This window comes from Rhizobium sp. X9, from assembly GCF_018873185.1.
Taxonomy (GTDB): Bacteria; Pseudomonadota; Alphaproteobacteria; order Rhizobiales; family Rhizobiaceae; genus Agrobacterium; species Agrobacterium oryzihabitans.
The window spans coordinates 2539875-2553401 of the sequence record NZ_CP071311.1; the positions used below are offsets into that span (position 1 = coordinate 2539875).

Below are 13527 nucleotides of genomic sequence, written 5' to 3' on the forward strand. Positions count from 1 at the left end.
CTGCGCCCTTTCAAATTCCGGTTGACGCCGCAGCCGCGGCCAACGCACAACCATCGGCATGAAGATCGCCTTTTATTCGCCGCTCAAATCGCCCAACCATCCCGTTCCCTCCGGCGACCGGTTGATGGCCCGCCTGCTGATGACGGCGATGACCATGGGCGGCCATGAGGTTTCCGTCGCCTCCGAGTTGCGCAGCTTTCTGAAACAGGCGGATGATCCGGCGCGGACCTTGCTCACCGATGCGGCCGAACGCGAAATCGAGACCATTGCAGAGCGCTGGCGAAAGCAGGGCGCACCGGACCTCTGGTTTTGTTATCACCCCTATTACAAGGCCCCGGATTTGCTCGGGCCGGAACTGGGCAGGCGTTTCGATATTCCCTACGTCACCGCCGAGGCCTCCTATTCCCCGAAGCGCAACGGCATGGGCTGGCAGGCGGTTCAGGACGAATTGCTGGCCGCACTGAATGCCGCCGCCGTCAATATCTGCTTCACCGCGCGCGATCGCGAGGGGCTTCTGCGCGCCTCCCCCACAATCCACCATGCGACCTTGCAACCCTTTATCGACGCCAGCGCCTTTCTCGAAAACGAGCCTCGCGCGACACCGGCAAGGCTGATCACCGTCGCCATGATGCGGGCGGGGGACAAGCTCGACAGCTACCGCGCGCTTTCCGAAGCGCTCGCCCTCTTGCCGCAGGAGGTGCACTGGACGCTGGATATCGTCGGCGACGGGCCGGAACGCGCGGCCGTGGAAGCCCTGTTCAGCTCTTTTCCCGCTCACCGCCCTGTCTGGCACGGGGAAAAAACCGCGACGGAAATCGCTGCTCTTCTTTCCAAAGCGTCCCTTTACGTCTGGCCGGGGCATGGCGAAGCCTATGGTCTTGCCTATCTTGAAGCGCAGGCGGCCGGGCTGCCCGTGGTGGCCGAAAAGGTGGCAGGTGTTCCCGAAGTGGTGAAATCCGGAACCACCGGATTACTGACACCAGAAAATGATAAAGCCGCCTATGCCGGAGCAATTGAAACCCTGCTCGGCAATGACAGGCGGCGTGAAGAAATGGCAAGGGCGGCCCGACAATTCGTCAAGGATGAACGGTCTTTGCAGAACGCCGCGAAAGAACTGAACCATATCCTGTTGCGAGCAAAGGCACGAACATCATGAGTCTGGAAAAACTCGTAGCGGCACTGGACGAATGCGGACGGCGCGGCATAACCGCCGATCTCTGGCTGAGAGACGACGATGCGGTGGAGCCAACACCGGCTCTCGACACGCTGCTCGATCTTTGCGGCAGCTTTTCCGCTCCGGTCACGCTCGCGGTCATTCCCGAAATGACCACGGACAGGCTCGCACGGCATCTGGATGCTTCGAACATCGCCCAGATCGCCGTCCATGGCTGGTCCCATACGAATTATGCCGGCGAGAAAGAAAAGAAACAGGAACTCGGAGCGCATCGCGACCTGTCCATCGTTCTCGATGAACTGCAATCCGGGCTGGAAAAGCTGCACGATCTGCACGGTGCGCGCCTGGTGCCGATGCTCGTTCCGCCGTGGAACCGGATAGATGCCAGCATCGTGGAGGGGCTGACGGGCCTCGGATATGGCGCGCTTTCAGTTTTCGGCCCGGAGAAAAACACCCTGCCGCCGTGCCTGAACACCCATGTCGACGTCATCGACTGGCATGGCAGCCGAGGTGGCCGTGACGATGACATCCTTTTCGCCGAAACCGCCGCCCGTATCTTAACGACTGCGGAGGGTGGAGGCGCCACCGGTGTTCTCACCCATCATCTCGTGCATGACGACAATGTCTGGCGTTTTCTGAGACGGCTTTTCGAGGTGACCACCGGGCATCCCGCCGCCCGCTGGCGTTCCTCGGCAGACCTTGTCAACGAAATTTCACCATGACTTCCAGGCAATCAGCAACCCACCTTCTTCGGTTGCGAGTTCCCGCCTGACCGCTTCCACCGCCTCGAAAGGCGCGCGGTCGGGAAGGGACGCGGCGACAAAGGATGCAGGCGCGAGGCTGATGCTTCCCGCCCGGGCGATGACAGAGAAGATCAAAGGGCCTGTCGACCACCAGGCGGGTGCACGCGGCATGTCTTCGATGATCCCGGGAAAGGCCTCCAGCATCTTGCGGAAGACCGGATGTCCGGCAGGCGCGGCGATGAAAGAATTGGCGAGCAACATGCTGCCCTGCCCGGTATCGCGCGGCGTTTTTTCATCGAACGCCGTCAGCCCCATCAAGGGCAGGAAAGCGTCGAAACTCAGATCGTCCCTCGCCGGATACCAGTCACAATCGAGATAGATGCCGCCGAAACGTTCCAGCAGAATGTAACGGGCCACATCCACCGCTCCCGGATAATCGCCCTGATCCAGCATCGTTCTGAAGACGTCGTTTGCAAACACGCCTTCCCGCTCAAGATCGGACTCGCGCCAGAGGCGATACTCGTAACCGTGCGAGGCCGCATGGGAAGCCCAGGCCTTGACCGATGCGGGCGGGGCCTTTTCACCAATCCATATCTGGTGAATGAGCTTCGGCACCTCCTCCCTGCTTTTCAGGTTGATCGTGCGGCGCTCTTCAGGCGAAAATTGTGCATATTTTGCCAGCACCCGCGGCGGCGGAACCAACGTATATTGATAGCCGATCCTGGCGACAATATCGCCTTCGGCCTTGGCGAGACGCAGCCGCGCGGAATGAAGCCTGCGCGGCAAGCCGAGCACTGTTTCCTCGCCCATCAGGTGCCCGTCTTTTACTGCAACCAGCGATAGGAGAAGCGCGTGCGCTTCCCCATACAGGCCTTCGTTTTGCAACTGCCGGGCTCTGTCCAGCTGGGCATCGTAATATTTCTTGTCGGACATGGATCCTCATCCAGAAACGCTCGTTAACATATCGTCAAACAAGAGCCGTCGCGCAAGCCGTCAGGTTTCAGAAGCCGGCTTTGAATTTGCTAAACAATTCGATGTTTCAGAAGCATAGACAGACAACAAACCCTGCGATAACGTGAATTTAAGCCCTCCTGAGCAAGTTGTCACAAGGCAACGATAAAGAGACGGCAAGGAACCCTTTGGCATGAGCGCAGGCGCAGATTTGCTCCGTATTGAAAACCTGCGGGTCTCGTTTTCTCTTATGGGTGGCACCATTGAAGCCGTGAGAGGCGCCAGCCTCCGCATTCTTCCGGGCAAAGTAACCGCACTGGTCGGCGAGTCCGGCTCCGGAAAATCCGTCATCGGCCAGACGATCATGGGTATTCACCCCAAGACGGCCCGCGTGAACGGCCGCGTGCTCTTTACCGATCCTAAAAATACCGCCGCCGGCCCCGTCGATCTGCTGCAATTGCCGAAGGACGGCCGGGAAATACGGGCCATCCGCGGAAATCGCATCGGGCTGATTTTTCAGGAGCCGATGACGTCTTTTTCACCGCTGCACACCATCGGCAACCAGATCGACGAGGCGCTGCGAATCCACAGCATCCTGTCGCCGGCCGAGCGCGCGGAAAAAATGCATGAAACGCTTGATCTTGTAGGGTTTTCCAACCCGAAGAAGGTCGTGAACATGTATCCCTTCGAATTGTCGGGCGGCATGCGCCAGCGCGCCATGATCGCCATGGCGCTGATCTGTCGCCCGGCGCTTCTGATCGCCGACGAGCCGACGACGGCGCTTGATGTGACCATCCAGGCGCAAATCCTCAAACTCCTGCGAGATCTGCAGAGCCGGCTCAACATGAGCATGCTGCTCATCACCCATGATCTCGGCGTGGTGGCAAACATCGCCGATGAAGTGGCCGTGATCTATCAGGGCGAGATCATGGAAGCGGGCACGGTCGACGACATTTTCAAATCACCAAGCCATCCCTATCTCAAGGGCCTGATGGCCGCGGTGCCGCATTTCGACATGAAGCCCGGCGAGAGGCTGAAGGCGCTGCGCGAGATCACCGTCGACCATGAAAGCCTTGTCGGGAAGAAAACCGCCGCAGTCAACAAGACCCCCGGCCCGCTCCTGACGGTGGACAATATCAGCAAGACCTTCACGACCCGCAAGTCCAGCTGGTTCCGCAAAGGCGATGCCCATGCCACCAAGGCGGTCAACAGCGTCAGTTTTGACATCCGCCGGGGTGAATGCCTCGGTCTGGTCGGCGAAAGCGGCAGCGGCAAGACAACCGTCAGCAAGATCCTCATGCGCGCCGTTCGCCCGGACGAAGGCTCCGTGACCTTTCACCGGCCGCAGGGCGATATCGATGTCCTCAATGCCAGGGACGGCGATCTCAAGGAGTTGCGCTCGAAGATACAGATGGTCTTCCAGGACCCGATCTCATCGCTTTCGCCGCGCATGACCGTGGGCAACATCCTCAGTGAACCACTTCAAATCCATGGGCGAGGCGATGCGAAATACCGCGCGGAAAAAGTCCGCAACCTCGTCAAGGCCATCGGTCTTGGAGAAAGTGCGCTGAACCGTTACCCGCACAGTTTCTCTGGCGGCCAGAGGCAGCGTATCGGCATTGCCAGAGCCCTCGCGCTCGGTCCCGAGCTGCTGATCTGCGACGAACCCGTCTCCGCCCTCGATGTCTCCGTGCAGGCGCAAATTCTCAACCTGCTCAAGGATCTGCAAAAGGACCTCGGGCTTACCTACCTCTTCATCTCGCACAATCTGGCAGTGGTGGATTACATGGCCGACCGCGTGGCCGTGATGTGCGAGGGCCGTATCGTCGAGTTGGCGCCGCGGGAAGTCATGATGCGCTCACCCGTGCATCCCTATACCAAATCGCTGCTGGCGGCCGTGCCCTTCCCCGACCTCGACCGTCCGCTCGATTTCCGCACCATCGGCAAGATCAGCGCGACCGGAAAGTTCGACTGGGGCAAACAGTTCCGCGACGAGGGTGACGGCGAAATGATCTCTGCCGATCTGGGTGACGGCCATTTCGTTCTCGCAAACGGCAATGCCGATATCCGAGAGCTCCGCCCTTGATCACGCGCCGCACCACCCTTGCCTTGTTGGCCTCCGTCTTTTTACCGGCCTATGCACGCGCCGCCTATACCGACCCTGCCTACTTCAAGGAAAAGCGGGAAAAGGGCGAATTGCCTGATATAGCGGAACGCCTGCCGAAAAATCCGCGCGTCATCGACATGAAGGCGCTTGGCCGCGAGCCGGGCAAACACGGCGGCTCCGTGCGCATGCTGATTGGCGGCCAGCGCGATATCAGGCTTATGCCGATCAGCAACTATGCCCGCCTTGTCGGTTATGACGAAAAATTCGAGCTTCATCCGGATATTCTGGAAAGCTACGATGTTCAGGAAGAGCGCATCTTCACCTTCAAGCTGCGTGAGGGTCACAAATGGTCCGACGGCAGCGACCTCACCTCTGAGGATTTTCGCTATTTCTGGGAGGATGTCGCCCTCAATAAGGAAATCCACAAGGGCGGTCCGCCGATCGAACTTCTGGTCAATAACCAGCCTCCCCTGATCGAAGTCATCGACCGTTTGACGGTGCGTTACACCTGGGAAGGTCCGAACCCGGATTTTCTGGCGAAGCTCGCGGCGGCCTCACCCGCGCGGCTGTTCCTTCCCGCCGCCTATATGAAGCAGTTCCACATCAAATATCAGACTGCAGAAAACCTCGCCAAGCTCATCAAGAAAAACAAGACGGATGACTGGAGCGGGCTACATATCAAGATGTCGCGGCAGGTCCGGCCGGAAAATCCCGCTTTGCCGACGCTCGACGCATGGCGAAACACCACTTCGCCGCCGGCCGAACAGTTCGTGTTCGAACGCAACCCCTATTATCACCGTGTCGATGAAAATGGCCTGCAACTGCCTTATCTCGACCGGTTCCTGCTGAACGTGACCTCGTCCGACATTATCTCGGCCAAGACAGCATCTGGCGACAGCGACCTGCAATATTTCGGCCTCGATTTCGCCGACTACACCTTTCTGAAGGATGCCGAAAAGCGCTTCCCCCTGAAGGTCAACCTCTACAAGCGCTCTCAAGGGTCGCGCATCGCGCTTTTGCCCAACCTCAATTGCGCCGATCCGGTATGGCGTGGCTATTTCCAGGATGTGCGCGTGCGCCGTGCGCTATCGCTGGCGATCAACCGGCACGAAATCAACATGGTCTGCTTTTACGGGCTGGCAAAGGAGAGCGCCGACACCGTTCTGCCGGAAAGCCCGCTTTACCGGCCGGAATTCGCAGAAGCCTGGAGCGCCTTCGACCGGGCGGCGGCCAACAGGCTGCTCGATGAGGTGGGTCTCGACAAGCGCGACAGTGCCGGCATAAGGCTCCTGCCGGACGGCCGTCCGGCCTATATCATCGTCGAGACAACAGGCGAAAGCACGCTTGAGACCGACGTGATGGAACTGGTGACGGATCACTGGCGTCACATCGGCATTGCGGTTTCCGTCCGCCCCACGCAGCGCGATGTCTTCCGCAAGCGCGCCATGGGCGGCGAGGTGCTGATGTCGGTATGGATGGGCATGGACAATGGCGTGCCGACGCCCGACATGCTGCCCTCCGGCCTCGCACCCACAGGCGACGACCAGCTGCAGTGGCCGGTCTGGGGCATCCACTATCTCTCCGGCGGACGTGAAGGCAAGGAGCCCGATCTGCCGGAGGCCGCCCATCTGCTCGATCTCTTGAAAAAATGGCGCAGAAGCATCACCGAAGAAGAGCGGACGGCCATCTGGCTGGAAATGCTGGAAATCTATACACAGCAGGTGTTTTCCATCGGCATTGTCAACGGCGCGCTTCAGCCCGTCGTCCATGTCAAACGCATGCGAAACGTGCCGGAAAAGGCGCTTTTCGGCTATGAACCCACATCGTATCTCGGCGTCTACCTGCCGGATGCCTTCTGGTACGACGGAGACGCCTGATATGCTGCGGTATATTCTCAAGCGCATCCTCGTCATGATCCCCACGCTGATCCTGATATCGATGCTGGTTTTCACCATCATCGAACTGCCGCCGGGCGATTATTTCGAAAGCTATGTCGCCGAACTGCGTGCCATGGGTGAGACCGCGAACCTCTCCGAAATCGAGGAGCTGCGCACCCGCTACGGCTTCGACCAGCCAGCGCCGATCCGCTACTTCCGCTGGGCAACCGGCATGCTGGTCGGCGATTTCGGTTACTCCTTCGAATATCAGCTGCCCGTCAGCGATGTGGTGGGGGATCGCCTGTGGCTGACGGTTCTGGTGTCCTTCGTCACCATCATCGTCACATGGCTCCTCGCATTCCCGATCGGCATCTATTCCGCCACCCACAAATACAGCTGGGGTGACTACGGACTGACCTTCCTCGGCCTGCTCGGCATCGCCATCCCCAACTTCATGCTGGCGCTGATCCTGATGTATTTCGCCAATATATGGTTCGGCATTTCCATCGGCCATCTGATGGACAGGGAATATCTGAACCAGGCGATGAGCTGGGCGAAGTTCAGGTCGATCCTCGAACATATCTGGATCCCCGTCCTCATCATCGGCACAGCGGGCACGGCCGGCATGATCCGCCGCCTGCGCGCCAACCTTCTGGACGAATTGCAAAAACAATATGTCGTAACGGCGCGCGCCAAAGGGCTTCACCCTTTCAAGGTGCTGATCAAATATCCGCTGCGCATGGCGTTGAATTTCTTCATTTCGGACATCGGCTCGATCCTGCCTGCCATTATTTCCGGCGCGGAAATCACCGCCGTCGTCCTGTCGCTCGAAACCACCGGTCCGATGCTCATTCGGGCTTTGCAGAGCCAGGATATGTATCTGGCCGGTTCGTTCCTGATGTTCCTCGCTTTCCTGACGGTGATCGGCGTTCTGGTCTCGGATATCGCCCTTGCCATACTCGACCCGAGAATTCGCTTTGGAGGTGGTAACGTCAAATGACTTCATCCATCCCGAACTCAGGCGAAGCGCTGCCCCACTACGTCTCGACGGCACCATTCGACCCGTCGCTCATCGAACCCAATACGTCCGGAATGGCGGCCTTCAGCAAGGCGTCGCAATTGCGGCTCATGTGGTGGCAGTTCCGCCAGCACAAGATCGCGGTATGGTCCGGCGCATTTCTGGTGGTGCTTTATCTCTCGATCCTGATCAGCGAGTTCCTGGCGCCGTATAATCTCCACACCCGCAATATCGAGCATATCTACGCTCCGCCACAGGCTATTCACCTCTTCAACGACGGCAAATTTGTCGGCCCCTTCGTTTATGGCCGGGAAATGACGCTCGACATGGACAATCTGAGGCGCGTTTACCGGGATGTACCGACGGATATCCAGCCGCTCCGCTTCTTCTGCAAGGGCGATACCTACCGTTTCTGGGGCATGTTCGAAGGCAGAACCCACCTCGTGTGCCCCGCCGAAGGCGGTGAAATGTTCCTGCTCGGCACCGACCGGCTGGGACGCGACGTGCTGTCGCGCATCATCTACGGCGCACGCATCTCGCTGACCATCGGCCTCCTCGGCGTCGCCATGAGCTTTGTTCTCGGCATTGTGATCGGCGGTTTAGCCGGTTATCGCGGCGGCACCTTCGATCTCATCGTCCAGCGCATCATCGAGGTCCTGCAATCCATCCCGAGCATTCCGCTATGGCTGGCGCTTGCGGCGATCATGCCCGTGACCTGGAGCCCAATCCTCGTCTATCTCGGCATCACCATCATTCTCGGCATGCTGGACTGGACGGGACTGGCGCGCGCCGTGCGTTCGAAATTGCTGGCGCTTCGCGAAGAAGACTATGTTTTGGCTGCGCAATTGATGGGTGCTGGCACGCCGCGCATCATTGGCAGACACCTTATCCCCGGCTTCATGTCGCATCTGATCGCTTCGGCAACGCTGACGATACCGGGCATGATTCTCGGCGAAACCGCGCTGAGCTTCCTCGGCCTCGGCCTCAGGCCACCGATCACAAGTTGGGGAATTCTGCTCACGGAGGCGCGCAGCGTCAGCGTCATTGCGCTATATCCGTGGCTTCTGCTACCGACGATCCCGGTCGTTCTCGTCATTCTGGCCTTTAATTTCTTCGGTGACGGACTACGTGATGCTGCGGATCCCTTCAGATAAAATGGAACACCCTTTGATGAACTGCTCTTCCGCCATCGCCTTTTTTGTGAAAGGCAAAAAGAGGTGTGGCCCATGACCTCCCGTTTGAACGACGCGCGTATCCTCATGTACAGCCACGATTCCTTCGGCCTCGGGCATCTGCGGCGGTGTCGCACGATTGCGCATGCGCTGGTGGAGGATTATCGCGGCCTCAACGTTCTCATCATTTCCGGCGCGACGATTGCCGGCGCTTTCGATTATCGCGCCCGCGTCGATTTCGTGAAAATCCCAAGCGTCATCAAGCTGCGCAACGGTGAATACACCTCGATGGACAGGCATATCGATCTTCAGGAAACGCTGAAGATGCGCCGCTCCATCATTTATCATACCGCCGAAAGCTTTAAGCCGGATATCTTCATCGTCGACAAGGAGCCCATGGGCCTTCGCGGCGAGGTGGAGGAGACGCTGGCCTATCTCAAGGGACAGGGAACCAAGCTCGTCATCGGCCTACGCGATGTCATGGATGCGCCGCAACTGCTCGAAGCGGAGTGGAAGCGCAATAACGTCATGACCAAGATCGGTCAGTTCTATGACCATGTCTGGGTCTACGGCCCGCCGGATTTCCACGACCCGCTGACGGGGCTCGATGTTCCGAAGAACGTTCGCGACAAGATGGATTTCGTCGGTTTCCTGCAGCGCTCGAAAACGCAGGCCGAAACCGTGGCGCACCGGCCGGAAGGCGATTATCTTCTCATCACCACCGGCGGCGGCGGCGATGGCAGCGAATTGATCGACGACGTCATCAATGCCTATCGCCATGACAGTGAACTGACGCACAAGGCGCTGGTGGTGCTCGGCCCCTATATGCCGGCGGATCAGCGCCAGCGCTTCATGAGCAGCGTTGCCGATATCCCGCATATCGAGATCATCGAATTCGACAATCGCATGGAAGACCTCGTCGCCGGCGCTCAAGCCGTCGTGTCGATGGGCGGCTATAATACCGTCTGCGAGATTTTGTCCTTCGACAAACCCGCCCTCGTTGTACCGCGCACGGTGCCGAGGGAAGAGCAGCTTATCCGCGCCAGCCGCGCGTCGGAACTCGGCCTTTTCGACATGCTTCTGCCGGAGGATGCCGAGAACCCCGCAAAAATGGCGGCGGCTCTCAAGGCGCTGCCAAACCGTGCACCGCCCTCCGTCAATTCGCGGGATCTGAAGCTCGACGGTCTCGAGAACATCTCGAAACGGATCGCTGAATGGCTGCCGCCCGAGGGCGAGCGGGCGCCGATCACGCTGACCGCGTGACCGGTTCCCTGACAATCACCGCTTCAAAAGAGACACGCGCAACGTGACAGATACAAAAAAAATCGTGGTGCTCCTCAAGGGCTATCCGCGCCTGTCGGAGACTTTCATCGCCCAAGAACTTCTGGGGCTGGAGAAGGCCGGGCTGCAACTCGAACTCATGTCCATGCGCCGGCCGACGGATAAAAAACGCCACCCCGTTCATGATGAAATTCGCGCACCCGTCACCTACCTGCCGGAATATCTGCATGAAGAACCGCTGCGCGTTCTAAAGGCGTTGTGGGCGTGCCGCAAAAAGCCGGGCTTCACCAAGGCGCTCCGCCGGTTTTTCAGCGATCTGCCGCATGATCTCAGCCGCAACCGGTTCCGCCGTTTCGGGCAGGCCGCCGTCCTTTCGCATGAATGGCCGGCGGATGCCGAATGGCTGCATGTCCATTTCATCCACACGCCGGCCTCGGTCGCCGCCTACACCCATCTCATCGCCGGCACGCCCTGGACGATTTCGGCCCACGCTAAGGATATCTGGACCTCGAGCGACCGCGACCTTGCCGCAAAGCTGGAAAGCGCCCGCTGGGCCGTGACCTGTACGGCGAGCGGCTTTCAGCATCTTCGCACCCTTTCCGGGCCAAGGCAGAACGTGCACTTAAGCTATCACGGGCTGGATCTTACCCGCTTCCCGCATTTCGACGCCCCTCGTCCGCAAAGAGATGGTTCAGACGCTGACGATCCGGTCAGGATTTTGAGTGTCGGCCGCGCGGTCAAGAAAAAGGGCATCGACATTCTGTTGCAGGCCCTGGCCTCGCTTCCGCAGGATATCCATTGGCGCTTCACCCATATCGGCGGCGGTGACGAACTTGCCGCGCTGAAGAAACTTGCCGACGAGCTTGGCATTGCCGACAGGATCGTCTGGACCGGGGCCATGGACCAGAAACAGGTGCTGGAGAACTACCGGGAGGCGGACCTCTTCGCCCTTGCCTGCCGCATCACCAGCGACGGTGACCGTGACGGCCTCCCCAATGTGCTGGTCGAGGCCGCCAGCCAGGCAATGACCTGTATTTCCACCAATATATCAGGCATTCCGGAATTCTTCGTCAGCGGCGAAAACGGGCTGCTGACCGAGCCGGAAAATCCGGCCGCCTTCACTGAAGCCCTGCGCACTGCCATCACAGATCCGCAATTGCGCCAGCGTCTGGGTGCTGCCGCCGAAAACCGCGTTCGAACCGCTTTCGATCATCGCACCAGCATTGCCGAGCTGAAGGCCCTGTTCGAGACCGAGTGGGAAAAAACGCCATGACCGACATGGAAAAACGCCCCGTCGTTTTCTTTTACGTCCAGCATCTTCTGGGTATCGGCCATATCGCCCGCGCCAGCCGCATTGCCAACGCCCTTCAGGCGGATGGTTTCGATGTCGTTCTGGTAACGGGCGGCACCCCGGTTCCGGGCTTTCCCGGTGAAGGCATCCGCCACGTCGAATTGCCGCCCATCGCCGTCAGCGATGGCAGCTTTTCCGGCCTTGTCGACAGTTCCGGCAAACCGGTGGATGACGACTTCAAAAAGCTTCGAACAGACATGCTGATCGGCGCCTATCACGGTGCAAAACCGGATATCGTCATCATCGAGGCTTTCCCCTTTGGCCGCAGACAAGTGCGTTTCGAATTGCTGCCGCTTCTGGATGAGATCGAGGACAGCGAACCGCGCCCGCTCGTCATGACGTCGCTACGCGACATTCTGCAGGAAAAAACCAAACCGGGCCGGGACGAAGAAACCGTGTCGCTGGTGAAGAAGCATTTCGACGCGGTGCTGGTCCATGGCGATCCGGAATTTGTGCGACTGGAGGATACCTTTCCCCTTGCCGGCGAAATCACCCAGCGTATCATCTATACCGGCCTCGTTGCACCGCTGCCGCCCCCCGAACCGGCGGAGAAATTCGATATCGTCGTTTCCGCAGGCGGTGGCGCGGTTGGCGCAGCACTCGTCCGGGCAGCACTTGAAGCCGCCCCGCTGCTGGACGGCATCAAAAGCTGGTGCCTCGTCACCGGCCCCAATATGCCTCAGGCGGATTTCGATGCGATCTCGGCTGAGGCGGCAGACAATGTATCCGTCTTCCGTTTCCGCAAGGACTTCGCAAGCCTTCTTGCCGGCGCGCGGCTTTCGGTTTCGCAGGCCGGCTACAACACCGTCTGCGATATTCTTCAGGCAAAATGCCGCTCGCTTCTGATCCCCTTCGCGGCGGGCGGCGAAACGGAACAGAGCGCCCGCGCCGAACGACTGGCGCGGCTGGGACTGGCGCAGGTGCTGGAGGAGAAAGATATCTCCGCGCAATCCATGGCAGATGCCATCAGGGCCGCATTGGCTCTGCCAGCCCCGGATAAGATCAAACTCGATCTCGACGGCGCTGCCGGAACGGCTAGAGTCTTGCGCCGCCTTTTTGATGAGCGGTGAGGATCGCCTTTAACTCGCGAACCGCCGCTTCGTCCGTTCCCTTGCGACCATCGCCGGTGAAACCGAGTTTCGCCACCTTGCTTTCTGGATCATAAGACGGAACGGCGGAACAGGATGCGTGGATTTCCGTGATGGGAAAGCGGTCCAGCAATGTCTGCACGATCTGTGGACGCACGCCCGCACCTGGCATAATGACGATCCGGCCAGCGGCCTTCTCGGATAATCGCGCCAGCGTCTCAATGCCCTCGAGCGCCGAACGTGCGCCGCCGGAGGTGAGGATTCGCGGAAAGCCGAGCGCGATGGCGGCCTCCAAAGCCTCATCCATGTCGGGAACGACATCGATCGCCCGGTGCAGCGTCAAATCCAGCCCATCGGCGTGGCGGCGCAATTCCTCGAGCAGTGGAATATCAAGCGATCCGTCGCCAAGCGATGCGCCGAGCACCACGCCGGAAAGCCCCGCAGCACGCGCCGTATCAATATCGCGTTTCATCACATCGGCTTCGTCACGCGTGAACACGAAATCGCCCGCGCGCGGCCTGATCATCACGCTGACCGGCAACCCATAGGCCGCCGCCCGCTGCATGAAACCCGCAGACGGTGTCACGCCACCTCCGGACAACGCCGCGCAGAGCTCGATCCGATCGGCCCCGCCCCTGACCGCCGCTTCCAGCCCGGCCACATCGTCCACGCAAATCTCGAGAATCATCGTAACCTCTTTCATTCGAACGTGCTCTGTTCACGCGCCGGATCATCCGAAAACCGCCCACACTTTTCGGTCCGACG

General features: G+C 59.6%; 11 protein-coding genes. 9 read left to right on the forward strand and 2 right to left on the reverse strand.

All coding sequences use genetic code 11. The annotated features are described in order from the left end of the window. Positions 1-58 precede the first annotated feature (58 nt). Both JZY08_RS12330 and JZY08_RS12335 read left to right on the forward strand, forming a co-directional pair. Positions 59-1156 (forward strand): glycosyltransferase family 4 protein, encoded by a 1098-nt coding sequence (locus tag JZY08_RS12330; protein WP_216330309.1) that lies wholly within the window; start codon positions 59-61, stop codon positions 1154-1156. After that, a complete protein-coding gene (locus JZY08_RS12335; RefSeq protein WP_216330310.1) occupies positions 1153-1896 on the forward strand; it encodes a polysaccharide deacetylase family protein in 744 nt (247 codons plus the stop codon). Before JZY08_RS12330 ends, JZY08_RS12335 begins: the two co-directional genes overlap by 4 nt. Here JZY08_RS12335 and JZY08_RS12340 read toward each other — a convergent pair. Beyond that, positions 1888-2850: a glycosyltransferase family 32 protein gene (locus JZY08_RS12340; RefSeq protein WP_216330311.1), complete on the reverse strand. Its 963-nt coding sequence runs from the start codon at positions 2848-2850 to the stop codon at positions 1888-1890. The genes JZY08_RS12335 and JZY08_RS12340 overlap by 9 nt on opposite strands. Positions 2851-3061: 211 nt before the next feature. On the opposite strand from JZY08_RS12340, the gene JZY08_RS12345 reads away from it, so the two are divergent. The 7 genes from JZY08_RS12345 to JZY08_RS12375 all read left to right on the forward strand — a co-directional run bounded on the left by JZY08_RS12345 (position 3062) and on the right by JZY08_RS12375 (position 12744). Further along, positions 3062-4954 carry an ABC transporter ATP-binding protein gene (locus JZY08_RS12345; protein WP_216330312.1) on the forward strand — a complete coding sequence of 631 codons (1893 nt, stop codon included), beginning with the start codon at positions 3062-3064 and terminating at the stop codon, positions 4952-4954. Further along, positions 4951-6852 (forward strand): ABC transporter substrate-binding protein, encoded by a 1902-nt coding sequence (locus tag JZY08_RS12350; RefSeq protein ID WP_216330313.1) that lies wholly within the window; start codon positions 4951-4953, stop codon positions 6850-6852. The genes JZY08_RS12345 and JZY08_RS12350 overlap by 4 nt, the downstream gene beginning before the upstream one ends. A 1-nt stretch (position 6853) precedes the next feature. Next, positions 6854-7852, forward strand: coding sequence for an ABC transporter permease (locus JZY08_RS12355; protein ID WP_216330314.1), 999 nt, complete (start codon positions 6854-6856; stop codon positions 7850-7852). After that, on the forward strand, positions 7849-9024 hold the full coding sequence (locus tag JZY08_RS12360; protein ID WP_003492297.1) for an ABC transporter permease: 1176 nt from the start codon (positions 7849-7851) through the stop codon (positions 9022-9024). The genes JZY08_RS12355 and JZY08_RS12360 overlap by 4 nt, the downstream gene beginning before the upstream one ends. Positions 9025-9096: 72 nt before the next feature. Further along, positions 9097-10305 carry a glycosyltransferase family protein gene (locus JZY08_RS12365; RefSeq protein ID WP_035241152.1) on the forward strand — a complete coding sequence of 403 codons (1209 nt, stop codon included), beginning with the start codon at positions 9097-9099 and terminating at the stop codon, positions 10303-10305. Positions 10306-10348: 43 nt separating this feature from the next. Then, positions 10349-11596 carry a glycosyltransferase gene (locus tag JZY08_RS12370; RefSeq protein ID WP_216330315.1) on the forward strand — a complete coding sequence of 416 codons (1248 nt, stop codon included), beginning with the start codon at positions 10349-10351 and terminating at the stop codon, positions 11594-11596. Beyond that, a complete protein-coding gene (locus JZY08_RS12375; protein ID WP_216330316.1) occupies positions 11593-12744 on the forward strand; it encodes a glycosyltransferase family protein in 1152 nt (383 codons plus the stop codon). Before JZY08_RS12370 ends, JZY08_RS12375 begins: the two co-directional genes overlap by 4 nt. Here the strand turns inward: JZY08_RS12375 and JZY08_RS12380 are convergent. After that, a complete protein-coding gene (locus tag JZY08_RS12380) occupies positions 12710-13450 on the reverse strand; it encodes a copper homeostasis protein CutC (protein ID WP_216330317.1) in 741 nt (246 codons plus the stop codon). The genes JZY08_RS12375 and JZY08_RS12380 overlap by 35 nt on opposite strands. Positions 13451-13527 lie beyond the last annotated feature (77 nt).

Coding starts and splice junctions, on each gene's coding strand:
- JZY08_RS12380 (WP_216330317.1), bottom strand. CDS start 13,450: ATGATTCTCGAGATTTGCGTGGACGATGTGGCCGGGCTGGAAGCGGCG.
- JZY08_RS12375 (WP_216330316.1), top strand. CDS start 11,593: ATGACCGACATGGAAAAACGCCCCGTCGTTTTCTTTTACGTCCAGCAT.
- JZY08_RS12340 (WP_216330311.1), bottom strand. CDS start 2,850: ATGTCCGACAAGAAATATTACGATGCCCAGCTGGACAGAGCCCGGCAG.
- JZY08_RS12345 (WP_216330312.1), top strand. CDS start 3,062: ATGAGCGCAGGCGCAGATTTGCTCCGTATTGAAAACCTGCGGGTCTCG.
- JZY08_RS12335 (WP_216330310.1), top strand. CDS start 1,153: ATGAGTCTGGAAAAACTCGTAGCGGCACTGGACGAATGCGGACGGCGC.
- JZY08_RS12355 (WP_216330314.1), top strand. CDS start 6,854: ATGCTGCGGTATATTCTCAAGCGCATCCTCGTCATGATCCCCACGCTG.
- JZY08_RS12330 (WP_216330309.1), top strand. CDS start 59: ATGAAGATCGCCTTTTATTCGCCGCTCAAATCGCCCAACCATCCCGTT.
- JZY08_RS12360 (WP_003492297.1), top strand. CDS start 7,849: ATGACTTCATCCATCCCGAACTCAGGCGAAGCGCTGCCCCACTACGTC.
- JZY08_RS12365 (WP_035241152.1), top strand. CDS start 9,097: ATGACCTCCCGTTTGAACGACGCGCGTATCCTCATGTACAGCCACGAT.